The sequence below is a fragment of the Rhizobium sp. Leaf384 genome (assembly GCF_001424065.1).
Lineage (GTDB): Bacteria > Pseudomonadota > Alphaproteobacteria > Rhizobiales > Rhizobiaceae > Ferranicluibacter.
In genome coordinates, this window is sequence record NZ_LMQE01000010.1 from 44462 (window position 1) to 69649 (window position 25188).

The 25188-nt window shown below is 60.4% G+C and carries 16 protein-coding genes, 2 pseudogenes and 1 other annotated feature; of the genes and pseudogenes, 8 read left to right on the plus strand and 10 right to left on the minus strand.

All coding sequences use genetic code 11. The features are described from left to right. Window positions 1-35: 35 nt before the first annotated feature. From ASG25_RS20920 to ASG25_RS20955, 7 genes are all read right to left on the minus strand, one after another. Window positions 36-2231, minus strand: a complete 2196-nt coding sequence (locus ASG25_RS20920; RefSeq protein WP_062479034.1) for a DDE-type integrase/transposase/recombinase — start codon at window positions 2229-2231, stop codon at window positions 36-38. Next, window positions 2212-2862 carry a hypothetical protein gene (locus ASG25_RS20925; RefSeq protein WP_156466916.1) on the minus strand — a complete coding sequence of 217 codons (651 nt, stop codon included), beginning with the start codon at window positions 2860-2862 and terminating at the stop codon, window positions 2212-2214. Before ASG25_RS20925 ends, ASG25_RS20920 begins: the two co-directional genes overlap by 20 nt. A gap of 2076 nt (window positions 2863-4938) precedes the next feature. Then, window positions 4939-5472 carry a YidB family protein gene (locus ASG25_RS22385; RefSeq protein ID WP_082480440.1) on the minus strand — a complete coding sequence of 178 codons (534 nt, stop codon included), beginning with the start codon at window positions 5470-5472 and terminating at the stop codon, window positions 4939-4941. Window positions 5473-6048: 576 nt separating this feature from the next. Beyond that, window positions 6049-7269: a DNA (cytosine-5-)-methyltransferase gene (gene dcm / locus ASG25_RS20940; RefSeq protein WP_062479045.1), complete on the minus strand. Its 1221-nt coding sequence runs from the start codon at window positions 7267-7269 to the stop codon at window positions 6049-6051. Window positions 7270-7714: 445 nt separating this feature from the next. Further along, window positions 7715-8242 carry a hypothetical protein gene (locus ASG25_RS20945; RefSeq protein WP_062479048.1) on the minus strand — a complete coding sequence of 176 codons (528 nt, stop codon included), beginning with the start codon at window positions 8240-8242 and terminating at the stop codon, window positions 7715-7717. A gap of 1000 nt (window positions 8243-9242) precedes the next feature. Further along, on the minus strand, window positions 9243-9737 hold the full coding sequence (locus tag ASG25_RS20950; RefSeq protein ID WP_062479051.1) for a DUF892 family protein: 495 nt from the start codon (window positions 9735-9737) through the stop codon (window positions 9243-9245). Window positions 9738-9788: 51 nt separating this feature from the next. Then, the gene (locus ASG25_RS20955) at window positions 9789-10700 is read right to left on the minus strand and encodes a hypothetical protein (protein ID WP_062479054.1); all 912 of its coding nucleotides are present in this window, start codon (window positions 10698-10700) and stop codon (window positions 9789-9791) included. A 267-nt stretch (window positions 10701-10967) separates the two neighbouring features. Here ASG25_RS20955 and ASG25_RS20965 point away from each other — a divergent pair. Continuing rightward, a pseudogene (locus ASG25_RS20965) lies at window positions 10968-12055 on the plus strand (IS3 family transposase). After that, window positions 11108-11224: a sequence feature (AL1L pseudoknot), on the plus strand. Its footprint overlaps the pseudogene before it by 117 nt. A gap of 119 nt (window positions 12056-12174) precedes the next feature. Here the strand turns inward: ASG25_RS20965 and ASG25_RS20970 are convergent. Next, on the minus strand, window positions 12175-12753 hold the full coding sequence (locus ASG25_RS20970) for a TetR/AcrR family transcriptional regulator (protein WP_062479059.1): 579 nt from the start codon (window positions 12751-12753) through the stop codon (window positions 12175-12177). A gap of 114 nt (window positions 12754-12867) precedes the next feature. On the opposite strand from ASG25_RS20970, the gene ASG25_RS20975 reads away from it, so the two are divergent. From ASG25_RS20975 to ASG25_RS20995, 5 genes are all read left to right on the plus strand, one after another. Next, a complete protein-coding gene (locus tag ASG25_RS20975) occupies window positions 12868-13974 on the plus strand; it encodes an alpha/beta hydrolase (protein WP_062479062.1) in 1107 nt (368 codons plus the stop codon). A 95-nt stretch (window positions 13975-14069) separates the two neighbouring features. Continuing rightward, on the plus strand, window positions 14070-15059 hold the full coding sequence (locus tag ASG25_RS20980; protein WP_062479065.1) for a hypothetical protein: 990 nt from the start codon (window positions 14070-14072) through the stop codon (window positions 15057-15059). 40 nt (window positions 15060-15099) lie between these two features. Then, complete coding sequence (locus tag ASG25_RS20985; protein WP_062479068.1) at window positions 15100-15702, plus strand: NAD(P)H-dependent oxidoreductase; 603 nt, start codon at window positions 15100-15102, stop codon at window positions 15700-15702. Between the two features lie 430 nt (window positions 15703-16132). Next, the gene (locus tag ASG25_RS20990) at window positions 16133-20116 is read left to right on the plus strand and encodes a PAS domain S-box protein (RefSeq protein WP_062479070.1); all 3984 of its coding nucleotides are present in this window, start codon (window positions 16133-16135) and stop codon (window positions 20114-20116) included. 76 nt (window positions 20117-20192) lie between these two features. Continuing rightward, window positions 20193-20582, plus strand: a complete 390-nt coding sequence (locus ASG25_RS20995; protein ID WP_082480445.1) for a DUF2382 domain-containing protein — start codon at window positions 20193-20195, stop codon at window positions 20580-20582. A 795-nt stretch (window positions 20583-21377) separates the two neighbouring features. Here ASG25_RS20995 and ASG25_RS21005 read toward each other — a convergent pair. Then, the gene (locus ASG25_RS21005) at window positions 21378-22790 is read right to left on the minus strand and encodes a DUF305 domain-containing protein (protein WP_062479080.1); all 1413 of its coding nucleotides are present in this window, start codon (window positions 22788-22790) and stop codon (window positions 21378-21380) included. Between the two features lie 657 nt (window positions 22791-23447). Between ASG25_RS21005 and dnaE2 the strand changes: the two are divergent. Further along, window positions 23448-23795: pseudogene (dnaE2, locus tag ASG25_RS22390) on the plus strand (error-prone DNA polymerase); the annotation flags it as partial. 24 nt (window positions 23796-23819) lie between these two features. Here dnaE2 and ASG25_RS21015 read toward each other — a convergent pair. Further along, window positions 23820-24167: a hypothetical protein gene (locus ASG25_RS21015; protein WP_062479086.1), complete on the minus strand. Its 348-nt coding sequence runs from the start codon at window positions 24165-24167 to the stop codon at window positions 23820-23822. 174 nt (window positions 24168-24341) lie between these two features. Between ASG25_RS21015 and ASG25_RS21020 the strand changes: the two genes are divergently transcribed. Next, a complete protein-coding gene (locus ASG25_RS21020; RefSeq protein ID WP_062479089.1) occupies window positions 24342-24560 on the plus strand; it encodes a hypothetical protein in 219 nt (72 codons plus the stop codon). Window positions 24561-25188 lie beyond the last annotated feature (628 nt).

A 25188-nucleotide genomic window follows, 5' to 3' on the forward strand; every position in this document is an offset into this window, starting at 1 on the left:
GCCATCTGCCGTGGTGTGAGGCTCATCTGCGATGCTCAGAGTTCGATGTCGCCGGCGCTGCCGAGGCGGCCGCCCGACTTCCCGCGCGATTTCGCGGATTCCTTCCGGCCGTTCACGGTTTTCTTCGCCTCTTCGGCGGCCAGTCTCGCCTCGGTTTCGGAGACGATGTCGTCGAAGCCGAACGCGCTTTCACCGATGAAAGCACCCCCGCGGCCGATCGCTGCAACGGGTGTCATCGCTCCCGCCGCCGCCTTTTGAACCGAGAACCCCGCCTTGTTCTTGAGGCCCCGTTCGAAAGATTCGATCGCCTCGCGCGAGATCACCCGCAGGCCCAGGGGATTGTTGAGAGCCGCGGAGGTCCCGCCTTCCCGCATCTCGTTGAGCGTGACGTAAAGAACGTCGAGCGTCACCGCGGTCGACTCCTTGAACTGCGAAGTCGCCCTATCCAACATCGCCATCCACTCTGGCACGCTGATCTTCGGGGCGAGGTCGATCGTGTTGTCCGCCACGTACCAGTAGCCGTCCCTCTTGAACGAAATCGAGCTCATGTCGGCCAGGTTCACCCGGACCGGAACGTCGATCTGCCCGTGCTTGAGGAGCATCTCGGCGAGGACGGGAGAGTGGTACTGCACATGAAGATAGCGGAGCCCGTCGCCGTCGAGCGTGCGCTCGAACTGCATGCCGAAGATGTGACGCATGACGTCGGGTTCGATGAAGGGGCGCACCTTGTGCATCTGCGTCTGCCTCACCCAGGCATTGTGGGGAGTCTCGCCTCCCAGCCCTTCATGGGGAGTGTTGTGGTAGATGTCGAGGATAGCGCGGACGTAGTGCTTCTCGAAGCGGTCCAACGGGAGTGACGCCGTGGCGACGGAGTCGTAGTCGCCGCGTTCGACGATGTCCTTGAAAGTCCGCCCCTGAAAATGGCGGACAATACGACGATGCCCGCGGAAGCTGGATTCCACATGTCCGCGCGCCTGCGGCTGACCCGCTGCGGGTCGGGTGTGGTCGATCTCGCATTCGACCATGATATCGGCGACCTCGTCGTTGACGAGGCCGGAGCCCGCGTCGGTGTACACCATCTCCGGACGGCAGCGTCCGATCCAGGACGAAATCGCTCCGACGTGCTGCGACAGCTCGCGTTTGTCCTCCATCATCATCCGGATGACATCCACGGTCGTCTGCGAATTCGGCGCCGTGCAGAACTTCATCGCGAGAATGTAGCGGGTCGCGAGGTCGATCGCGACGACCACCCAGACCCTGATACGCCTGACGGCCTCCTTTTCCACGTCGCTGAGCGTGTCCCAGACATGCGCGTATTGGAGGAGGGCCATCAGGTCGACCTGCTTTTCGTCGATGTCGACGCGCTCGCCCGGACGGAAGAAGCCGAAGCCGCCTTTCGAAAGCCCGAACTTCATATCCGCCTTGGCGCGGCCTTTCCGGCCGCAGCAGACATGGTAGGCGCCGAGCTCCTTGACCATTCGGCGCATGACCTTGAACGAGGGGGCCAGCAACCTGTGCTGGCCCGGTCCGCGTGTCGCGTTCGCATTCGCGATCATCGCGAGAGCCGTCTGGTGGACATCGCGCTGCGTCGGCTTGTCACGGGTGGCGTAGGTTTCCGCGGCCTGCTCCCACAACGCAAGCGACTCCGCGTCCACCATGTTCGGCCTTTTGGGGCCTTCGTCTCCGGAGACAAGGACTTGTGCCTTCTTGCCGGAATCGTAGTATTTCCTGTACATCTTGTTGAAGTGGCCGACAGACGGCACTCTCTGGCCCGTCACGGTTTCGCCGGCGAGGATCTTCCGAGTGATGTCGAGAGCCCTGATGGCCAGTTCCTGCATGTGCGGACCGAGGTCGTCCACGGTTCGCGGCACGCCTCCGGCGGTCGCCCTGTCGAGATCGTCGTAGGCCTTGATCAGCTCGTGGTAGAAGTTCGCCTTCGCCCTCTTTTTCACGGAGTTGCTTCGGAACGGCAGGCTTGGATTGGCGACGCACTTTCTGCGATGCTTGCTGTGGGCCCCCTGCTCGATCTTGATCTCGCCGCGTTCGTGCTGCTCGAAGAACTCGAGCTGCGTGTAGTGGGCGAAGCGTGGCGGCTCGTTCTCCGTTTCGAGAACGACTTCGCCGTCCCTGTCGGAGAAAAGTCTGTAGTAGACGTTGCCGATCGTCACGCGGTCCATGACGGTGACGGCGATCGGCATGAAGGAGAACGGCTTAGGCTGCGGTCGGGACATGGCGGTGGAGCTCCTGTTCGAGGACTGGGCGGTTGACTGTGACGAAGGAGTAGTCGGCGAGCCGTTCGAGAGGTCTCACGATCTCGAGCACTCCGCGGTCGATAAGGCTGTAGATCGCCTCCCGGCGATCCGCTTCGTTCGGCGCTCGCTCGAGCAACCGATGAACGTATACTCGGCCATGGACGTCCATGAGCGACTTGAGGGCGGTGACATAGTCCTCGTGGTTGTCGTTCTGTCGTGCCTTGAGGATGCAGCGCGCGTTGGCTGCTCGGCCGGGCGTTGCCAGCCCCTCATGAACCCAGGCGAGGCGGAACCCGAGTCCGGTGCCGAGCCCGTCGAAGAGCGCCCTTACTCCCTCCCTGTCGTGCCAATGCTTCACGTTGTAGGCCGTCTCGGTCCCGTCGCGATGGAACGCGTAGTAGTCGAAGCGATGGGTGCGGACTTCTCCAAAGCGGTCCGTCCATTCCACGGTCGGCCATTCGCAGCGAAGCTCCGCAATCGACGGATCGGCGAGCAGCACTGTCGCCGCCCGGTGAGCGAGTTCGCTCCAGTGCTGCAGGTCAGCTTGCGCGGCGGCCGAAACCTGGTTGCCTCGCGCCGAAGACTTGGAGCTCACGCGGTTCATTTTCACGGGATGCTCCTTTCGACGGGCAGCGGTCCATGCTGCGAGAAAGCGTGTTTCAGGGCGGTCGTACGCGTCCCGGTTATGTGCCAGCTCCTTCCGTCGATGACGACGCGACCCACGGACAGGAAGTCCGGACGCGAGGAGGGCATCACGGGACCGGCGACCAGTTTTGGAACTAGGCCCGCCCGCTGCTGCTTGATGCACTCGTTGGTAATCTTCGCCTTGCTCATCCAGGAGCTCCCTTGGCCATCGGCTGCACGAACCCCCGGCGGCTGTCGCCAGGGGTTGTTGCGAAACGGCACGGGTTCGCTACCGCTTTCCAACATGGGATCGGAGTCCGACCCGGGGGTTCAGGATAGAGTGTACCCCGACCAAAACCCCTCACATGACGGTCTTGCGGGCGCTATACACGGTTCGCTCGTGGCGAGGCTCGCGTTCACAGCGGCGCGAAGTGCGGGACGTCATGCCCCGCACCGTCTGAAACCTCCTTCCCGCCGAGGGAGGAAGGCCACGCCTTAGCGGCGTATGAGAGGGAGAGCGGAGATCGAAGGGGCGATGGTGGGTAGAGCGTTCCGTTCCAGGCGTGCCGCAGGGCTGGTATGTGCCTTGTCGATCACGGTGCGAGCGGCGGAAGTCGGAAACATGTGCATTCCCCGGAATGGCGCGTTCTATTCGGATTCTTTAGGGAGAGGGCTAGCCGCGGTCGGGCTGACGGCGGAGACCGTAACGTCGGGTTCTAGGCGTGTATCGCCTGTGACCGTATCATCAGAGTCATGAACTGCATGGGATACAGCTCCTTGTTTCGACTGATACGGCTTGTAGCCACAACATGACCGTTTGGCTACGGGCACAAGCGCAGATCGGACCTCATATTCACCGCCATGGTTAACGGTCCCGTCTGTATTCGTGAATGGCCGTCGACCTGCCTGCTTCGACGCGCATGCGGCGAGCGCATTCTCGTGCGTGAGACAAACGTTCCGTGCGGCGGTATATCGCCTACTGCCGCGAATAGAACATCTGTCCGTGGAGGCGTCGTTCAATACGATGACGAAGTCCATTGAACCCTGGAGTTCGCTCGGGCAGATCATTGCCCGTTTCCGAATGGCGAACGAGCTCGACTCTTCAGCCTGCACTGGGGTGAAGGGGGCGGGAGCACATGGTCGACTTCTTACGCGGCGAGTGAGAACCTCATGGGACGTTCGAAGCGCGCGTAGTCTGCGTCGGGCGGATATCCCGCACGGCGCAAGTGACCCTCGTCGTCGATCTGAAGCTCGCAAACCAGGACGACGACGAGATAGGCGCGAGCCTCGGCTTCTTCGCGCGTGAACGAAAGCGCCTGAGAGACATCATGCCTCCGGGGAGCTACAGGGACACTCCGACCTCGTTGTTACCGTCCCGTTCATGTGTGGCGCGCGGACAGCCTGCGGTTCGGCAAAGGTCGTCTTCTCGAACAAGATAGGAAGGAAAGGAACCTTGCGAAACAATTAGGAACCGGTCGCTGCCGCAGGTCTGACGAGATCCGGGCGATGACGCCGTCCGCATGACTGCAGATCTGCGAACCTTCGGCTAAAACTTCCCCGCCTCGAAGAAGACAGCATTGCGGCTCGATCGCAGCGTCAGCGAGGTAGGGTACGATAGAGGCTGGAACCACTCCGAGCTCTGATGCGCTACGTGGAGGTACCGCTTGCGATAGGTCAGAGGCTTGGTAGACGCGTTTCGAAGCGGACTGCAAGCGTGTGTCAGAACAGGATCACGAAGCGTTCGCCGACCGCGTCCGGAAGGCAATCGCCAGTCTGCACGACGGCAATCACGCCGTGCGGGGCAAAAGAACACCGTGCGTTCGACAAGTGCCACAACCTCGGACGATAGGATCGTCCAAACAGCCAACGTCGTGGCGACGGTCGCAAGCACTGTGTGGGGATACGGGATGCCGTCTCGTCGCCTCTCTCAAACTATGAGAGTTCCACGCCACGGCTCCGTTGTCTCCCTTCCGGACCGCCAAGTAAAGGGCAATTTCCGGGTCCGATCCGACGACTGTCTCGTCTGCGTATGTACGGGCAATCGACTTGCGGTTCAGAGCGATCAGTTTGATCGGGCGGATGCTGACTTAGGCGGCTGTCCGTCGCCGTCGGGAAGTGTTCCGTCCGGTGTCAGGTCGTCCACCGCGGTCGGAAGCGTATTGCTCAGGCGACGCAGGATTTCCTCCGCGGACAAACCCGTTCGTGACGACAGGTCTTCGAGGGTGTCATGGTCGATAACCTCCGAGAGCTGCCGATTGTCGACGGGCTTGTTCTCGCCGTGTTGAATCCAGGATCTCGCCGTTTCGCCGTGCCCTTTTTCCTCAAACTGGCGGAGCAGATCACCCAATCCACCCGCAAGTCCGCCCCCGAGTCCGCCGCCAAGCAAACCTCCAAGGCCACCGAGCCCACCACCGCCGCCACCCGTGAGGGTGCCCAGCAGGTCGCCCAGTCCGCCGTCGGAAGATGGCTGCTGACCGGGTTGACCTCCCTGCGTCGGACTGCGGACACCCTTGAGAAGTTCCCCGATCTTGTCACGGTTCTGATAACCTGCGACCGCAAGTATGCCCAGGAGGGCCTTCAATGCATTGCTTGCCATTCCATTCTCCTTCGATGACGGGAAGCCGGATGCTCAGAGGCGTTTTTGCATCGGTGCCGTTGTACAGCACCAGACACCGCCACCCGTTTCGGAAAACAAACCCCCTGAACCTTCGTTCCCGGGAAAGTGACGAAGCATCCAGCCGGGGGGAAATCGCTCAGCAGCCATGCTCCCTACTGACCGAGGACTGCAAACACATGCGGTCGATCGGCTGCGCTACATGACCCCTACGCTCGCTACCATCGTGAACGGTCGCAAGCAGTGCCGGGACGGGGACCGGATGCCATGGAATGCCTCTGGCCGGGACACAGCTGAAGTACGCCTCGGCTCCATGCGATATGCCGACATCGAACTTCAGATCGGACGGTATCGATGAAGGGGCGCAGGGCGGACCGCCAACGCCGCTGCTCGGGATAGCAAATGCAGAGCCCAGCCCACGACGCACTCCATTGATCGAACAGCATGATAAGCTGTTTCTGGCGGCACAGTTCGGTGACCGTTCCCTCGATGGCGAACCGGTACCGGCGCTGTTTGAAACGGCGCCAAGCGCGGCTTCCCTGCTGTCTACGATTGCGGCTACCCTCGAGGTCTGCGCGACAGACCGCGGACTGGCTCGGTAGGCGACTTGATGCCTCCTCCGGGGGCGCCGTTTTTCTCAAGGCACTCCTCTCTGAACCGCGCATGCGTGCGCAGAGACACGCGAAGCGCTGACTGCGTTTTTACGGGTAGCTCCTTGAACGACGTCATACCTTCGAGAGCCGCTATCTCGACAGCCGTATCGGCGAAGATCCTGCCGCCTAGCATCCGCCTGGCCCGGTTTGTCTTGGTGCGCATGTCATCGATCGTGCTTTGTGCCATGCCGCGGGCTAGCAGCCATTCCGTATACTGCCGCTCCAGGACAGGTTGGCTAACACCGCGTTCTCGATCCATGATCACCGTTCCGATCGCCCGTGCGAGCGGAACGGGAACGGCATTCGCGACCATCCTGTCGCGGTCGGATACCCTCACCGCGCTCCAATCAAAACAGGCGGGGAAGCCCTGGAGAGCGCTGACTTGATCTCTTGTCAGTTCGGTCGGCGAAGACTCGCTGTGCGCATCGCTGGCTATCAATTCGTAGTCCGGCGGCATCCTGCGGGCGTAAGTGGAGCGAACGGTAGGGGCGGGGTCGCCCGATGGCCAGACCCGTCGCTTGTACATGTGTCGAGGATGTACGTAGAACGTGTCGCCGACCGTCGGGCCAAGGATATCCCTTGCGCACGTCAGGCGCGGCAACGCCGCAGCCATCAGCGAATCCGTAAGGAACCCGTTCGCTTCGTCCAAACAGCCGACCACGATCAACCGTTCACGCGTCTGGCCTACCCCGTACCTCGCCGCGTCGAGTTTCTGTATCGTTAGTCCGTACCCCGCATGCCGGAGCATTGCGCTGGCGTATCTCCAAGCCCTTGAATTCAGGACGCCGGGGACATTCTCCATCAACAGCCATTTCGGGCGGACAATGCTGATCAGCATTCCGTAAGCGGTCGTGAGGTCGGCACGTTCTCCTTCGAGACGCTTTCCCGCCGAGCTGTAGTCTTGGCAGGGCGGACCGCCCGCGATGAGATCCGGGCGGAGATCGAATAGAAACGGAGCGATCTTCTTGATGTCGTTCAGGTCGGCTATGCTGGCGGCGCCGACGTTCTCGCTGTAGATCTTGACCGCCGCGATCCAGGCATCAACCGCATGTACCACCTCGATACCGGCTTGTTTCAAGCCGATGGACAACCCGCCCGCCCCGCAGAACAGTTCTATCGCACGCATCCGCCATCTCGCTTGCCTGACACCAGTGCAACTTCACTGGGGCAGTGCGGTTAAGATTTCGTGAGGCGAACGGAACCGGAGATGTGGTTCGGCGCGACAGTTGACTTAGCCGAGGGTTATGCAGCGCTCCCTGGGGCAGTTCCAGAGGATGGCCCGCCACGATGAGTTCTTCATCTTGGTTGCCCCCTTGCTCGAGAATCGGATATAAACCGGCTTTACAGAAGCGAGGTCCAAGTTGTCAGTCAGCGCGCGAGTCTGGACGCGGGGAGAGTTCGAAAGTCAGCCTCTTCTGCTGTTGGAAGAAGCCAGGTCCGGGGGGACGCAAAGGATCACCGATGCGGATGGAGTGTTCGAACTGGTTTTCGTACCATCCGCGGGCAGGACACCCGTAGGGGAGCTTCTTGCGCGCGGCGGCCCTGACACGGACGACGAACTTTAGCGCGGCTCATCGCCCTGGCGCGTTCACCATGTCTCTTTGGAACTGGTCCTCCGCTCCCTTCACGATGATCCACGTGTCGCCTGATGGATCGTATAGACCCGGAAGCGGAAAGAACTTATTGATGCAGACGAAATCCCAAACATCCAGTGTCGCGATTGGAATATCGTGAACGATGGACATGGCGGCGATGAAGAGGTCCATTCCCGGCTTTTTATCTTTGGCCTGTTCGTTGACGTACCATAGATGCTTGAGGGGCCGGCAGCAGTTCATTTCGGCGAGTGTACGGGCGACGGCGGGAGTGGCTTCGGGGTAGTGGTATTCCCCTTCAAGGATATGATCCAGCCATTGTGTCAGTGCCGTTGCCTTCACCGGTTGTTCTTTGCCGACCTCGATAATACCCTGCTGAATCTCAAGTAGGACCGGGAAGGGGATCGCAATGGAAGCTTGGTTTTTTAGCCAATTTGATATTACATGATTCTGTTTTTTAGCGGGCTTAGACGCGTGGCTTAGAACGTTTGTATCTAGCAGAAACATGCATCGCGCCTAATCAGAGAAATTTCTCCAGTAGGTTTTGTATTCTGACCGGCCATGGTTAATCAGCGGTAAAGCATTGTCGAATGAGACCGAAGACGCGTGAAGCTAGAACCATCTAGTGCGGCATCGTGCGCTGTGAATCGTCAGACGGACAGAACCCGCTCGCTCGTTTCAAAACGAACTGACGATAGCGCGCTGGTGCGCGGGGGGCTTGGACGGTGTTGCGGTTACTGGAAAACCGCGCCGAACACGAGTCAGCATTCGCCATAACAAGGCGGTTTACTTACACACAGTGCGGGGCTGCTGAACGATGCGGCATTGATATGCGCGTTTCCCGAATGGCCTCCGATCCGCGTCGGACGTTAATGCATCGTTAATCACGGTCAGGAAGGAGCATCGCAAACCAATCTCGCAATTCTAGGTATCGGCCAGTGGTTAGGCAAGGGAGCAGGCCGTGAGTGACATATACGCGTCTTGGCTGAAGCAGGCTGAGACCATCACAAGCTATCGTCAAATGTACGACTTCGCGCAGACTCTGTCTCGCTCGTCACCGAACAAACTTCTTCAACGGGCAGCCAAGATCGTCGTCAGTCAACTGAGCGACATTATCGACCACCCTATCGCTCCTGCATACAAGCTCGCGAGGGCAAGAGGCAGCTTCTTACAGCTAAAGCTGAAGCTCCTCGGTGTCCTTGACACACAAGCAGATGAAGGTCTCCACAAGCCGGCTGACGTCATGTGCCGCTCCTCCCGTCCCCTGTCAGTCATTCCATGCACTCTATGTCCGTCACCCACAGGTTCGCATTAGAGCGTCTCCTCGGCGTGTTAAGTCATTTCCGCAGACGCGGTCTCTGGCTTGCTTCAGGTTTCAAAAGGGGAAACCCCTCAGAGCATTGATCTCCGAGAGGTTTCCGGCAAGCTTCAACTCGAAGTCCATACCATCATTGAGGTAGGGCCGCTCGAGCGGCCCTACCTTCATCGCGCATAAAAAATCCAGCGTTCAGCGCTCGGCGTTTTGATTTACGACCGAGGTCGCAATCGATGTCAGCGTAAGGTCGGTGGACTGCTCCTCATCAAGCGTGGTCTGCAACAGGCCGGCGGCATCGTTCAATCCGAGTTCCAGCGCCCACGTGCGAAGGGTGCCGTAACGCGACATCTCATAATGCTCGACGGCCTGCGCGGCCGCCAGCAGTCCAGCGTCGAGAGCCGGCGACCCCTCGTACTCTTCCATGATCTCGGCACCTTCGTCCGTGATGCCGAGGATAGCATCGCAGGTCTTGGGTTCCGGGGTCTTGCCGATGATCTTGAATACCTGTTCCAGGCGTTCAACGTGGACCTGCGTTTCAGACAGGTGTTTCTCAAAGGCAGCTTTTAGCTGACCGTTCGTGGCGGCCTCGTGCATCTTCGGAAGCGTCTCGACGATCTTGCGCTCGGCGAAGTAGACGTCCTTGAGAGTGTCGTGGAAGAGCTCGTCGAGGGTCTTGGTAGAAGCCATGTTGGAAATCTCCATTGGGATATTACGGACGCGGACAATTCCGGTCGGATTTTAGATGGTCCGGCGCGTGGTTTCCGTTTCCACGAAGCCGCTATGCTTTGTACCGGTCGTGCCGCCGAACCAGGACGCGATCGCGCCAAGGACCAGGGCTATGAAGGCGAGGATGGCTCCAGCAGAAACGGCTGCCGTGGCAGTCTGCGCTGCGTCAATGGCTTTCTGCTTGGCCGCGGCCATGTTCTCGCGGTAGGTCTTTTCATACTGGTCGACTTGTGTCCGGGCCTGCTCGACCGGAATGTTCTGCGCGCGGGCAACCGCTTCCGCCGCACGGACGCGGGCATCTTCCGCAGTCGCTTCATCACCGGTCATCACGGCTTGGACGGCTGAAACAGCAGCGTCCTGAAGAGCCTTAGGATCGCTCCCGGTCGAGGTACGGACCTGCTGCTCGATGCCAGCCATCGGATTGGCGGAGTTTGCAATCGAAGGCGCAGCAACACCTGCGGCCGTTGCAGCGGTCTGGCCAACGCCTCCGATGACGCTCGTCAGGCCGCTGAACGCACCTCCGATGACGGCGCCGACCGATGTCGTCAGCAGATACAGCACGACAAGAGTAGTAACAGCCCAAGACGTGAGGCCATGATAGCCGCCTGTCGAGTTGCTCGGACGTCCGGACAGGCGGCTGGCGACGTACCCGCCAATAAAGGCTGAAATGATACCAGCGACGACGAACCAAATGCCGCCAGCGATCGAGAAAGTCCCGGCAGCAGGATTGTCGGACATCGCGGGATCAAGCACTGCGGCACCAATGCCGACACCAAGGAGGTTTAACAGGAATTGAACGGCAAGCGCGATGACAACACCAGCGAAAACCGATCCCCAAGACACCTTGTGGAATCCAGCTGTTACGCCTGGGTCGACACTACGCAGATTGTCGTATGATAGATTGGTGGAAATTGGTGTCGTCATGGCGGGTTCTCCTGATGATCACAGTGTTGTGAATCCCGGACAACTCTTTGACAGCACACATGTTCCGATGCCTTGAGCCGAACCGGGTTTGCCGGAGGCTCCAACTTCTGAAAAAGTGGAGCCACCATGAGCAGGACAACGAACAAGTTTTTACCTGAAGTCCGTCAGCGTGCCATGCGTATGGTGCTAGACCACGAGGTCGAGCATCCATCACGCTGGGCTGCCGTTTGATCTATCGCTGCCGAGATTTGCTGCTGGCCAGCCACGCTGCACGAATGGGTTAAGAAGACCGAGGTCGATAGTGGCAAAAGAGCAGGCCTGCCGAGCGATATCGCCGAGAAGATGAAGGCTCTCGAGCGGGAGAACCGTGAGCTTCGTCAGGCCACCGAGATTTTGCGCAAAGCTTCGGCCTATTTCGCCATGGCGGAGCTCGACCGCCCCTTCGAGCGATGATTTCTTTCATCGACGAACACCGGGGTGTGTTCGGGGTCGAGCCGATCTGCAGACTGCTGCCGATCGCCCCATCAAACTACTACGAGAATGTCGCCAAACGTCTGGACGTGGATCGCCTGTCGATCCGCGCCCGCAGCGATATCGGCCTGAAGATCGAGATACGGCGTGTCTTCGAACAGAACTTCCGCGTCTATGGCGTTCGCAAGGTCTGGCGGCAATTGCAGCATGAAGGCTTTGACGTCGCCCGCTGCAGTGTCGGCAGGCTTATGAGGTCAATGAGCCTGCAGGGCATCATTCGGGGAAAGCCGATCCGCACGACGTTCTCGGACAAGACGGCTCCGAGCCCGCTTGACCGGGTGAACCGCCAGTTTAAAGCCCCAGCACCAAACAGGCCGTGGGTTTCAGATTTCACATATGTCGCCACCTGGCAGGGTTTCGTCTACGTGGCCTTTGTCATTGACGTCTTCGCTCGTCGCATCGTCGGCTTGCGGGCAAGCCGGACAGCACATGCGAGCTTCGTCCTCGATGCGCTGGAGCAGGCACTTCATGATCGGCGTCCCGCTCATGGCAGCGGCCTCGTGCATCACTCGGATCGCGGCGTTCATTACGTGTCCATTCGGTATTCCGAGCGATTGGCAGAAGCTGGTATAGAGTCATCTGTCGGAAGTGTCGGCGACAGTTACGACAACGCCCTCGCAGAAACGATCAACGGTCTTTACAAGGCCGAGGTCATTCATCGCCGTGGACCATGGAGGAGCTTGGAAGCGGTCGAGTTCGCTACCCTGGAATGGGTCGACTGGTTCAACCACCGACGCCTTCTGGAGCCCATCGGAAACATACCGCCAGCCGAAGCCGAGGAACGCTACTACGCCATGTTGGACGAACCAGCCATGGCCGCATAACTTAACCGAAATGGCCTCCGGCAAAACCGGCGCAGTTCAAAGCCTTTCACGCCAATCAGGGGAGGGAAGCTGCGCAGTTTACGTTGATCCACTATGAATGTGCTTTTGACTTAAGCATTTCATCGTCCCGAGATAAGCCAGCTTACGATCAGAAAGGCAATGTCGTCGACCGCGTCCTTCAGACCGATGCGTCCTGCCATCACCTCGTTCGATGCTGCTTCCATAGCTCCGATCAAGCCGACACAGCGGCGCCGCACGGTTATCGAATCTAGTTTAGACAGCGGTATGATAGCGTCAGCATAGAAAACCGCATGGTCGTCCCTCATTTCGCGATGGTACGCATCCATCATCGCGTCACCTTTCAATGCTGCGCCGATCGCGTGCCATTCTGGGCCGATCGTGACTGCACATTCAATGTATGCAGTCGCGAGAACCCTTGCGACCTGATCAGGTTCGCATGGCGTGTCCTGCAGCGCTACCGCTAGGGCTTCAACCTGGCGGTCCATCGCTTCTTTGTAGAGCGCCATCATGAGACCTGACCGCGTCTCGAAATGATCATAGGCAATCGGCTTGCTCACCCCAGCCCGTTCGGCGAGCCCTCCGAGTGTCAAGGCATCTGTGCCCTGCTCGCGCACGATGTCGGACGCGACGTTTAAGAGCTGGGCTCGGCGATCAGCCCTTGGCAGTTTCCTGGACATTTCCGATCCTCCCCGCTTGACATACATAGAACTTACGAATAGTAACCTACTAACAGTATCACGATGGGCGGCGCAGCGGAAGCTCTCGCTGCGTTCATCCGAGGGAGATCCTACATGTTGTTCACGCGTCGAATTCTTCTTGCGGGCCTTGCGGCTTTAACTCTTGGCGCCGCCACCCCAACATGGGCTGAGGCGCCGCCGATGCCGCCCTCCGCTCTCGTCTCCACCAACGGTATCAACCTAAATGTCTACGAGGCTGGATCGGGGCCAACCGTCGTCCTCCTGCATGGCTTTCCGGGCCTCGCCTACACCTGGCGGCACCAGATCCCTGCGCTGGTTGCGGCAGGCTACCGGGTGATCGTGCCCGACCTTCGCGGCTACGGCGCGAGTGACGCTCCGGCCGATGTCGAAGCCTACGATGTCGCCAGCCTGACAAGTGACCTCGTGGGGTTGCTTGACCGTCTCGATGTGCGTGAGGCGGTGTTCATGGGCCACGATTGGGGTGGTCTGCTGGCTTGGCAAATGGCGCTTCTTCATCGCGACCGGGTAGCGGGAGTGGTTTCGCTCAACACGCCGCATGTGCCGCATTGGGGGCTGTGGCTCCATCCGGAAATCGTGAAGCCTGCGCTGGCAAAGGGCCGGACCTTCGTTGCCGACCCAAAGGCCGATCCAATCGCACAAATGCGCAAGGTTTACAGCTCGGACATGTACGTCCTTATGTTCCAGGACGGCAACAGGGCAGACAAAGCTATGAACGCAAACCCTCGCGCAACCATTCGCTCCGTCTACCGCAAAGACTTGATGCGCTCGTCACAGTGGGGCGATCTGCCTCCATTCGTCGTCAACATGGAGTACTACGGCAAGCCAATCCCTCCAGAGCTGCCGGGTAAGGACGTGCTCGATGCGGAGGAACTGGATGTCTACGAGCGCAACTTCATCCGGACAGGTTTCACTCCCGCAATCAACTGGTATCGGAACATCTCGCGGGATTGGAAGGCCGGACTGGCGGTTGATCAGAAGGTCCGCGTCCCCGCCTTGATGATCACGGCCGAACACGATGTCGTTTTGCGTCCGAGCATGACCGAGGGAATGCATGATCACGTTCCGGAGCTTGAGACGCATGTTATCGCGGATGCATGGCACTGGACGCCGGAGGAAAAGCCCGACGAGGTAAACCGGTTAGCCGTTGACTGGTTGCATCGCCATTATCCGACCCACTGATACACACTCAATCCAGAAACCACCGCGTATTTGCATTCAGTCGCGGACACGCACTTGCGCCCCTGCAGGACGCATTTTGTAACGAGGTAATCGGTATGGAAGCTCCAATTCTGTTTGCCGGGGGAACCGGTATCGTCGGTCGCGAAGCGATCAAAGCATTCCGCAAGCGCCATCCCCGGGTGCCCGTCTTGATAGGGGCGCGCGACATGAAGCGGGCCCAATCTCTGGCGGAAGAGGTTGGAGATGCCGCTGCCGTCCGGATCGACATCGACCGGCCAAAACTGGGGTTGGGCGAAAACGGTCATGTGGGCGCAGTCGTTATGATGGCTCCGGACGATGGGCTGAACGGTTTTGCATATGCCCAGGACCTGCGCATTCCCTACCTCAACATGGGCAACTGGCTGGTCGAAGTCGGCGCGGAGATGGCACACTTCATTCGTCGTCCGGATGCCAGTCCGGTTGTGCTTGCCAGTCATTGGCACGGTGGGCCGGCCGTATTCCTGACGCAGGCTGCAATGGGAAGCATGAATGTCATCCACTCAATATCCGTGGGGGCGCTGATCGACGAGCTTGACCCGACAGGTCCCGCTGCCATGGCCGATATGGAGCGCGGGTCTGAAGGCGGATCTGGTGTCTGGGCCTTCAAGCACGGGCGTCGCGTCTGGCTGAGGGGGCCAGCGGCCACGCGGGAAATTGAGGTGCTTGACGGCCGACGTCTGATGGCAAGTGCCTTCTCGCCCTACGACATCGCAAGCTTACAGGCGATGACCCGGGCGCGTTCGGTTCGGTTCGATCTTGTAATGGCTGACTCGTCCAGCCGGCGAAGGGGACAGGATATTGCTACCGAACTGATAGTCGAGATCGAAGGGGAGGCGTACGGCAACTCGTACCGGCGTCTCACCCTCGAGTTTAACAAGGGTCAGGCTGCGCTTACGGGACTCAGCGTTGCGCTAGCACTCTCAACGGTTCTCGGCCTGGAAGCGAAGGCCGCCTTCCCATCTGGCCTCTATTTTCCGGAGCAACTGATGGACACCGACTGGTACATCAGTCAGTTGCGCACCGAAGGCGCCATAATCGATCTGTGACAGTACGAACCTTCACCAACGCAATCGGCAAGGATCGGACATGCATATCTTGATCGTTACAGCCCATCCAGACCTGGCGTCATATACCCATGCCGCGATCACTCGGCTGGTAGATGGGATCGAGAGCGTTCCGGACACCACGCACGAGATCCTCAATCTTGCTTCGAGCGCATTCGACCCGCGGTTCGTGGGCCCCGACAACGACCTTTTCCACGGTCGCGGCGCGACGCCTGCCGACGTTCTAAAGGAGCAGAGACGGGTCGATCGAGCCGAAGCCCTCGTGCTCGTATTCCCGGTCTACTGGTGGTCCATGCCAGCGCTCATGAAGGGCTGGATCGACCGCGTCTTCGTTCACGGTTGGGCCTTTATCGAGGGGCCCGACAACGGGATGACACGTCTGCTTGGACGGATGAAAGGGCATGTCGTCGCGATCGGTGGCGCGGATCGCGGTACCTATGAGCGCCGCGGCTACCTCAGTGCGTTGAACGTGCAGATCGTCCAGGGCATCTTTGGCTTCTGCGGTATGCAGACAAGCGGTCTAGACCTTCTGTTGCCGATTGATCCATCGAGTACAAAGGACGGCTTGGAACGCGCCTACGACATCGGTCGGCTCATTACGGGTAACGAATGGCCGTCGACTTGAATGGAAGAACGCAATTGTCTGACTCAATAGATTCCCGGACATTAAAAGCGGATTCGAAACCCGCGCGGTAGAGGAACGGCGAATTTATCCTTTCGAGAGCGCGTCCTGAGACTTCGGTCGGCTGTTACCAGCGCAGTTTTCTCGTCTTATGCCTGCAGACGCTTAGTCTTTGTCTGACAATCCAGGTCTTCTTCGTTGATCGTCGCGACCACGAGAGCCTTAGTCGAAAGGATAACCTGTTCTCAATGAGCAAGCTGCCCGGCTTGGGCCCTGGCTTTCAGGCCAAGCACTTCCCGCTGTACCTCACGAGGAGATACGGGTTCCGGACGTCATGCGCGTTGCGTTGTCCTTGCCTGGGCAACGCAAAGAGCTGCTGAAAGAGTTGAAGAGCTGTGCTAACTAGCGCACGTGCTCGAACCCGACTGGTGCAATGACCTCCACTTTCCCGACTAATGTCGCCGACAACGAACTGGCCAGGCTGATTGCCACGTATCCGTGGCACCGCACTCCGCTCGGCCCGCTTGATACATGGCCGTCGACAATTCGCTCCACTGTATCGCTTATCCTCAATTCAAACGTCCCCATGGTGACCCTATGGGGCGAAGCAGGCGTGATGGTCTACAACGACGCCTATGCGCAGTTCGCAGGCGCCCGGCACCCCGAACTTCTCGGTACCAATGTCCGTGAAGGCTGGAAGGAAGTCGCGGACTTCAACGACAATGTCATGCGTGTCGGCCTCGCCGGACGCACCCTGAGCTACCGGCAGCAGGAGTTGACCCTCCATCGGAAGGGGTATCCGCAGCAGGTACTGCTCGACCTCGACTATTCGCCGGTTCTCGACGAAGCGGGCATACCGATCGGCGTACTCGCGATCGTACACGAGGTCACCGAGCGCGTGGAGGCCGAACGCTGGCGGTCGAGCGAGCGCGAGCGGCTGCGGTACATGTTCGAGAATGCTCCGGGCTTCATCGCGATGCTATACGGGCCCGAGCACGTCTTCGATCTCGTCAATCAGGCCTACCTAAACCTGGTCGGGAACAGGGACGTGCTGGGCAAGACCGCGCGTGAGGCCTACCCGGATCTCGTGGGGCAGGGATTTTTCGAGCTTCTGGACCGCGTCTACGCCTCGGGCGAGGCGCACGTCGGAACCGCCGTGCCCATCGTTTTCAAAAACGGGACGGAAGGCGAATCTCGGGAAAGGTTCATCGACCTCGTCTACCAGCCTATCCGCGATCCCGACGACCGGATCGTCGGCGTTTTCGCCCAGGGGTCCGACGTTACGGACCGGGTCATGGCGGAGAAGGCGCTGCGGGCAAGTGAAGAGCATAGCCGGCAGATCATCGACAGCGCCGTCGACTACGCCATCATAGCGCTCGACCTCGACGGATGTATCGTGCGCTGGAACGACGGGGCGCGGCTGACGTTCGGCTGGACGGCGGACGAGGTTGTCGGCAGCCATTGGGAAATGCTGTTCAACCCGCAAGACAAGGCGGCCGGAAAGGCGGACGAGGCTATCCGGGCCGCGCTCGAGAACGGATCGGCCCACCATGACCGATGGCACGTCCGCAAAGACGGCCGGCGTTTCTGGGCAAGCGGAGAGATCCGACCGCTGCTCGACAACTCGGGCACCGCCATCGGCTTCGTCAAGATTCTCCGCGACCGGACGCAGGAGCATCTTGCCGACCAGGCACTCATAGACGCGCAGGCACGCCTGCGACGGGCGCAGGTGGCCGGCGGTGTCGGCGTCTTCGCACTCGACCTGACGAGCAACGTTCTCGCTCCGACCCCCGAGTTCTGCAAGATCTACGGTCTGGATGTCGTCGACACGATACCGATCGACATGATCCAGGCTCTGGTCGTCGACGACGACCAGTCTGTCGCCTCGAACCCCGAAACGCGACGAAGTGGAACCGCTCCCCTCAACGTCGAATACCGGATCCGTCGGGCGGATACCGGGGAAAAACGCTTCATCGCACGGCGCGGCGAGTTCGAGTACGACGACCAGGGAGTGCCGGTCCGCTTCGTCGGCGTCGTTCAGGACGTCACCGAACGTCGGCGGTCCCAACGCGCCCTCCGGGAAAGCGAGGCGCGGTTCAGGGCATTGACCCAAGCGATGCCCAACCATGTCTGGACCGCAGGTCCAGACGGGAAGCTCGACTGGTTCAACAGCCGTGTCTACGAATATTCGGGTCATTCGGAAGGGGAGCTGAACGGAGACGCCTGGGTCGGGATGGTGCACCCCGAGGACCTGGAGCCGGCGGTCGAGAAGTGGACATCGTCGCTGTCCACCGGAAATCCCTACGAGACCGAGTTCCGCCTCCGAGACCGCAACGGCGCGTATCGCTGGCATATCGCGCGCGGCATCCCGATCAAGGACGAGACCGGCGCGGTCGTACTTTGGATCGGCACCAATACCGACATAGAGGAACAGCGCGCGACGCTGGAACACGTTTCCGAGCTCAACGAGACCCTTGAGCAGAGGGTAGCCGAACGCACGGCCGACCGGGACCGAATGTGGCGGCTGTCGACGGATATCATGCTCGTCGCCGACTTCCAGGCCAATATCCTGTCCATCAACCCCGCTTGGACATCGCTGCTTGGATGGTTGCCGGAAGAGCTTCTGAATACTTCGTTCACCCGTCTCATCCATCCGGACGATCTCCGGGCGACACTGGACGAGGTGGCGAAGCTCGGCAGCGGAGCGACGACGTTTGCCTTCGTCAACCGCTACCAGTGCAGGGACGGAAGCTACAGGACCATTTCGTGGACCGCAGTCCCCGACGATAGCTATATTCACGCGGTCGGTCGCGATGTCACCCAGGAGCAGGAGGCGGCTACGGCACTTCGAAAAACGGAACTCGCCCTGCAGCAGGCCCAGAAGATGGAGGCGATCGGCAATCTCACCGGCGGTGTGGCCCACGATTTCAACAATCTCCTCCAGGTCGTCGCCGGAAACCTGCAGCTTCTGGGAAAGGACATCGTCGGAAACGAGCGCGCGCAGAAGCGTGTTTCGAACGCTCTTGAAGGCGTGAACCGCGGTTCAAAGCTCGCGTCCCAGCTTCTGGCGTTCGGCCGTCGACAGGCTCTGGATCCCCGAGTTCTCAACGTCGGGCGCCTGGTACGCGGCATGGACGACATGCTTCGCAGGACGATCGGCGAGGGCATCGAAGTCGAAACGGTCGTGTCCGGCGGGCTCTGGAACACTCTCGTCGATCCCATGCAGATCGAGAACGCCCTTCTCAACCTCGCGATCAACGCCCGCGATGCCATGGAAGGCTATGGCAGGCTCACCATCGAGGTCGGCAACGCATTCCTCGACGACGCCTACGCGCTCCGCCACGACGAGGTGGAAGCCGGACAGTATGTGGTCGTTTCCGTGACGGACACGGGAAGCGGCATGGGGGCGGAGGTCATGGAGAAGGTGTTCGAGCCGTTCTTCTCGACAAAGCCGGAGGGCAAGGGAACGGGCCTCGGACTTTCGATGGTCTACGGCTTCGTCAAGCAAAGCGGCGGCCATGTGAAGCTCTACAGCGAGATAGGCCAAGGGACGACGGTCAGGATGTACCTCCCGCGGTCGACACAACTGGAGGACCTTCGTCTGGAACAGGCCAATATTCCGGTCGAGGGCGGACACGAAACTGTCCTGGTGGCGGAAGACGACGAAGGCGTGCGTTCCACCGTCGTGGAGATGCTTCAGGAACTCGGATACCGCGTCCTGAAGGCACCGGACGCTGCAGCGGCTCTGTCGATCATCGAAAGCGGGGTCGCGATCGATCTCCTGTTCACCGACGTCGTGATGCCGGGTCCTCTCAAAAGCGCGGATCTTGCCCGTAAGGCGAAGGATCGTATCCGTGACATCGGCGTGCTCTTCACGTCCGGCTACACCGAAAATTCCATAGTCCACGGCGGTCGGCTCGACGCCGGCGTCCAGCTTCTGTCAAAGCCTTATAGCCGCGAGCAGCTGGCAAGGAAAATCAGGCAGGTCCTCGACGACAGACGGCAGCCGGAGCCGCCTACAATGGGTAGTCCGATCCGTCGGCAGCCCGAAGCCGATGCGACCCATCGCCTTCGCATTCTGCTCGTCGAGGACGAGGTCCTCATCAGGATGTCCACGGCCGACATCCTCATCGAGAAGGATCACCATGTCGCCGAAGCCAGTTCGGCTGAGGAGGCTCTTCTGTTGCTGGAGGGGCAGCAGTTCGACGTCATGATCACCGATCTGGGTCTTCCGGACATGTCTGGCGAAGAGCTGTGCGCCCGTGTCCGCGCGACGTGGCCGGATGTCGCGATCATCTTCGCCACCGGTTCGTCGGTGCCCCCGCCTTTGGGCGACGTTTCCCGCACCGCCTTCCTGGTCAAGCCATACGGATTGGACGCCCTGGAGGAGGCGCTGCGGGCGGTCGTTCAGATCTGAGGCTTGCTTGCGCATCTTGCGGTCGGAACCATTTCCGTCCGCCCGTATTTAGTGGCGGTAGCGGAGGTGCCAACGCATGCCCATCGACGAGCCCATATGCATATCGCGGGTAGAAGAGACCTTCGAGATAGACAGGCAAAGAATTGTCACAGGCCGGGTACGCGTGAAAACCTCGTCGGAAACGGTGAGCGAGATCGCCCAGGCCACGTTGGCGGGTGAGACCGTCGACATCTCCAGAGAGCCGATCGGCAAAGAGGTCGATCGAATTCCGCAGTTGCGTGTCGAAGGCGACGTGACCATCATTCCCGTGGTGGAAGAAATCGTGGTGGTCGAAAAACGTCTCGTTCTCGTAGAAGAGATCCGGATACGACGCCTGGCCACATCCGAGGACGTTCAGATCCCGGTGACGCTGCGGAAGCAGCGTGCGGTCGTCGAACGGATCGACGAGCCCGCATCGCAGGAGTAAGGCTCCCCACGTCCATCGATAACTACGTCGACGATGTACGTCTGTCGATCGATCTCATGACTTCCTTTTCCTACCGCCGCATCGATGCCAAGTACCCTCTGGAACGCCTGGCCGACGCTGGCATCTCTCTTCAGAACCTACAGACTGTCGCCGACAGGCCCCTAGCCGGTCGGAATGACACGGCTCAAGAGAGCAGGGTTTCCGTGGGCCTTTCGAGACACTGTTCATTCCCGACGACGGACGGTCGCTTTACGCCGACGGCCTCCGCCGTGACGGATACCGCTTAAGCGTAAGAGGTTTCTCTGCGGGAGTGGGTGCCGGGCAATCGAGCGAACCATTGACCGACGTGAGATTTGGATGAGCGCTGTCCGTTAACGTCGCACGTTTGCTGTTTCATAGCCCAAGAGTGCCTGTCGCGGGCCGCGCCTTACAGGACGGGGGAAACAAAGGGTCGTATCGCCGATCCGATCGTATTACTTCGGTCCCAGGTTCGTCGCGGTGACACCGCTCGAGAGACGGGCGTTTCCGGAAGTTAAGTCCTCGATGATCCGGCGCGGTTGCGGTCCGCCTCTCTCCCTCGAGAGGCGACGCGTTCGGCCTTTCACGAATGACGCCGCTAACGGAAGCGCGCGTTGAAGTCGGGTCATGTTTTACGGCAATCGCTCCACGGCATCGACCGAGGTCCCCCGCTGGACGAAGGTGTCTCCTGCGCCGTGGCACGCTGACCTCTGTCGCAGGTCGCCCGTCATCCCAGCCAGACCAGCGCGACCTGATAGGCCGCGCTGGTCGCCGGTGTCAGTGGTGCATGTGCATCCCGCCGACGGCATCCGGCATCAACGCCTTCATCTGCTCGATCTCGCTTTGCTGGTCCGCGATGATATGCTCGGCGAGTTGGCGGAGCTTCAGATCGTTTCCGCTTTCGAGATACGTCCTGGCCATCTCGACGGCCGCCTGATGGTGCGGCACCATCAGCGAGACGAAGTCGTGGTTGATGTCTCCGGTGACGGTCAAATGGCTGCTCGCTTCGTGCATCGCGTTCATCTGCTCGATCATCGCGGCGGCTGCCCCCGCGCCCGGCGCGACACTGTCGCCGGCGTCACCGTGATAGTGCTCGTTGCCTCGCCAGAACCCGCCTGGCGCGGCACCCGTCGTAGCGGTTGGCGCGTTTGATTCCGGCCGAAGAAATATCGCGAGCTGGCCGCCGATGCGGTCGTAGATGACGTTGTGCAGACCGGCGTACGAGATCATTGTCACAGCCAACGCGATTGCCAGCCCCGCCGGCACGTACAAGGTAGCCGCACGGCCTTCCGGCGCGATCTCCATGGCATCGGCACGCTGGGGATCGGCAAGCACTATGAGAAGGGACGCCAGGATCGTGGCGTGGCCGATCATGTCTACGCGACCGAACGGGTACACGGCGGCGAACATCAGCGTGAAGAGCGCCACAGCGGACAAACGGCGTACCAAAGGGGTCCAAAGGAGACCGAAGCCCAAGGTGAACTCGGCGACGCCCGCCATTGTCGTGTAGGCTCGAAACGGAATGCCGAAAGCCAGGAACGGCTTTTCCTCAAGGAGCGGCATGAACCACTGCGGGTACATGAACTTCTCCATGCTCGACCATGTCAGCGCAAGCGCGATGCCCCAGCGGAGGACGCCGAAGCGCCGGTCGTGCCACTTGCCGTCGGGCATGCCGGAAAGGAGAAGGTATCCCGCAAGACCCAAGCCAAGAGCAAGATAGTCGAATAGGTGGAACAGGTCGTAGTCACGCAAGGTGAACAGCCACAGGACGACGATCGCAACCGCGGCGACCGGGCGCGTGCGGCGCATGGGGATCAGCGCGGCGATTACGATCTGCGCCCACGGCACCAGTTCCGACTGCGTCTTTAGATCCGGGGTCAGATATGATCCTCCGACGGCGAACAGGGATACGAAGAAGGCCGCCAGCACGCTCAGAAGGAAGTGGTCGGCATGGTTGCGCAAGGTAGCGGTTACCGCGTCAAGTCCGCCTATCGCCATGCTGCCTGCCTGGCGACGCTCCAGCAACGTGGTTGCCAGGAAGAAGCCGAGCACCAGCAGAAGTGCCAGCCAGAAGTAGGGTAAGGTCAGGGTGGTCACGATCGGGACCGGCTTGGCAGCGACCTCGTAGGCCTCGAACCATTTTACGTGGGCCGACGCGACCGAAGGCACCAGAGCGCCTGCCGCCAGCATTGATCCACCCAACACTGACAGGGTGGCTCTGCGTCTGTTGTAGCTACTGTACATCTCAAGTCCTTGATATGCCGTCCAGCCGGCATTGTTTTAGTAGGATCCCGCGAACTCTATGGCCGCGCCTCCGGTACGGATCCGATCCATTCTCTCTATCCTCGTGGCATTGTCGTACCGCATGCCTCGGCGAAGCGAGTTGATCCAGATCAAGCGAAGGCTTCAGGGCGGGGCTGCGTCCGCTTTGCGACGGAGCGATAACCGACAATGTCCGCCGACGGTCCTCAAGCCTGTCGCGTCACGGACCATATCGATTTCAGGGCGCCGGGAGGACCGAGCGAAGCTCCCGGTCCCCAAGCTCAGCTATGGGGTTCAACGTAGGCCTACGAGAAGGGAACATAGCCGGCAGCGCCAGTTTGACATCGTCAGCGATCAAACGTAGGTCCTGCGCTCACGGATACTGCGCCAGCCGACCCGCGGGAGTCAAATCGACGCTTTCCTCCCTCGGCTGCGAGCATCGGTCCGGCAGATGATCAAGCAGCGGGGCCGCTCCCGAGCTTACGAACGAAGAACGCGCGAGTCGCCTGAAGTGCGCTACGAACCGCCAGCGCACGGACGCCCCTACGTTCGATCCCCTAGTCTATGATACCTGGGGAGTAGCCCAAGGCCGAAACCTCGAGAACGTTCCAGGTCGGGTTCCCGGCGCAGTTGGCGATGCTGCCGAGGCTCAAGCCGCGCACGCTTTACGACCTCGTCGTCCGGGTGGCCATCGTCCGGCCGGGACCGATCCAAGGCGACATGGCCACCCGTACCTTAGGCGCCGCTAGGGCAGGGAGGACGTCTGATGCCCGCCACTCGAGCTGGAGGCCGTTCTCGGCAAAACTCTCGGGGTCCCGCTTTTTCGGGAGTCCGTCGTGCGCGTTGTCATGGTGCGCGCGGGGTTCGAGTCCGACGAGGCCGACCAGCCGCATAGCGACCTTCAAGTTCACCGGCGGTGTCTCGCGCTTCGAGACCATGGGACGAGTAAGTCGGGTGTCACGTCTTCTCGGGCGTCTTCAGCGACGCGAACCAGTCGGCGTACGGCGTGTTCTTCGCCATATGCCTGTTGTAGTTAGGACTTCCGTCGCTCCACCAGACCGCTCCGCGTTCGCCGAGTGCGACCTTGGCAGCGTCCACCCGCTTCCGCGCCTCCGATGTCGCGAAGCTTTCCCCCTTTGCATCGCGCACCGCCCGACGCGCGGACATCAGTTCTTTGACGAGGCGTTCCCGCTCGTCGTCGCCCAGACCCGGGTTGCTCTTGCGCCAAAGTCGGCCGCGCACCACGAAATATCGTCCGTCAGGGGTGCCGGGGTAGTGGGCTGAACCGTCGGTTTTTCGCTTCATGTAGAAGGAACCAACACAGGCCGGATTGGTTTCCGTTGACAGGTCGCGGGTTGTCAATCGCACACGACAAGATGCTGGACGCAGCGGTTTTGCGAATTCTCGCTGCGGGCAACGAAAGCGAGGCGAGCAACCAACCTGCGTGCGGCGTCCTCCTACAAACCGACAAGGGAAGCGATGATCGATCCGCCGACAGCGAAGCCCGATAGCCCAGAGCGCAAGGTCGAACTGGAGCAGACCGTCGACTTCGCCGTCCAGCTTTTGCTCGAGGAAGCTCACACGCTCGGATGGCAGCGGGTGGAGTTTCTGACGGCCGTCATGGACGCTGCGAACAACCAGCTCTCCGCAATCGAGGAAGAACGCGAGCTCGAGGAAGTCCCTCCCACGTCGTCCTGATCGTGGACCTCGATGCCGCGTCGCGGATCATTTTCTCGGCCTCCAGGTTTGCGTTCAGAGACAGCATGTGGCGGTTCGCGACATCCACCAGAACCGCCGCGACCTCGGCTTCGCCCCAGCCCGCAGCCTCCGCCTGCTGTGCCGGTCCGGAAACGGAACGTAGCATGGCCCGAAGCAGGCGAATATTGCGCGACCCGGAATGTCTCTCGGCCCGACCGACATCCGGTTAACGCAACAGCATGGCTCCCGGTCTTAACAACCTTGTTCGATTTGGCGAGATGGCGCCACACCTTGCTGAGCTATGCAGCAGCCTTCGAAGTGAGCGGTCTTGCCGGCTTTTAGGGATAACAGCGGACTTCGGTAGCAGATGCCACAAAGATCAATGACCGCGCGGCAGCTCGTCAATTGCCGAACTGCGCCAGACGACCCCATCGCATTAGACGGAGGCGAAAAAAAGTCAGTGCTCACGCATATCGATCCAAAAATGACGAGATCGATGCGAACCGACCCATCTACTCCGCTCGAGTCTTGAATAGTCGTTTCGATTCTAATCAATCAGGATCGGTAAGAAGGCCTCGCTCGTGCTTGGCGCTCGCTATGACTGTCTCGTCGCCCGGAGCGTTGCACG

What these genes read in the sequence shown, in the direction of transcription:
- ASG25_RS20920 (WP_062479034.1), bottom strand. Translation starts at nt 2,231, where the DNA reads ATGTCCCGACCGCAGCCTAAGCCGTTCTCCTTCATGCCGATCGCCGTC.
- ASG25_RS22385 (WP_082480440.1), bottom strand. Translation starts at nt 5,472, where the DNA reads ATGGCAAGCAATGCATTGAAGGCCCTCCTGGGCATACTTGCGGTCGCA.
- dcm (WP_062479045.1), bottom strand. Translation starts at nt 7,269, where the DNA reads ATGCGTGCGATAGAACTGTTCTGCGGGGCGGGCGGGTTGTCCATCGGC.
- ASG25_RS20945 (WP_062479048.1), bottom strand. Translation starts at nt 8,242, where the DNA reads ATGTTTCTGCTAGATACAAACGTTCTAAGCCACGCGTCTAAGCCCGCT.
- ASG25_RS20950 (WP_062479051.1), bottom strand. Translation starts at nt 9,737, where the DNA reads ATGGCTTCTACCAAGACCCTCGACGAGCTCTTCCACGACACTCTCAAG.
- ASG25_RS20955 (WP_062479054.1), bottom strand. Translation starts at nt 10,700, where the DNA reads ATGACGACACCAATTTCCACCAATCTATCATACGACAATCTGCGTAGT.
- ASG25_RS20970 (WP_062479059.1), bottom strand. Translation starts at nt 12,753, where the DNA reads ATGTCCAGGAAACTGCCAAGGGCTGATCGCCGAGCCCAGCTCTTAAAC.
- ASG25_RS20975 (WP_062479062.1), top strand. Translation starts at nt 12,868, where the DNA reads ATGTTGTTCACGCGTCGAATTCTTCTTGCGGGCCTTGCGGCTTTAACT.
- ASG25_RS20980 (WP_062479065.1), top strand. Translation starts at nt 14,070, where the DNA reads ATGGAAGCTCCAATTCTGTTTGCCGGGGGAACCGGTATCGTCGGTCGC.
- ASG25_RS20985 (WP_062479068.1), top strand. Translation starts at nt 15,100, where the DNA reads ATGCATATCTTGATCGTTACAGCCCATCCAGACCTGGCGTCATATACC.
- ASG25_RS20990 (WP_062479070.1), top strand. Translation starts at nt 16,133, where the DNA reads ATGACCTCCACTTTCCCGACTAATGTCGCCGACAACGAACTGGCCAGG.
- ASG25_RS20995 (WP_082480445.1), top strand. Translation starts at nt 20,193, where the DNA reads ATGCCCATCGACGAGCCCATATGCATATCGCGGGTAGAAGAGACCTTC.
- ASG25_RS21005 (WP_062479080.1), bottom strand. Translation starts at nt 22,790, where the DNA reads ATGCTGGCGGCAGGCGCTCTGGTGCCTTCGGTCGCGTCGGCCCACGTA.
- ASG25_RS21015 (WP_062479086.1), bottom strand. Translation starts at nt 24,167, where the DNA reads ATGAAGCGAAAAACCGACGGTTCAGCCCACTACCCCGGCACCCCTGAC.
- ASG25_RS21020 (WP_062479089.1), top strand. Translation starts at nt 24,342, where the DNA reads ATGATCGATCCGCCGACAGCGAAGCCCGATAGCCCAGAGCGCAAGGTC.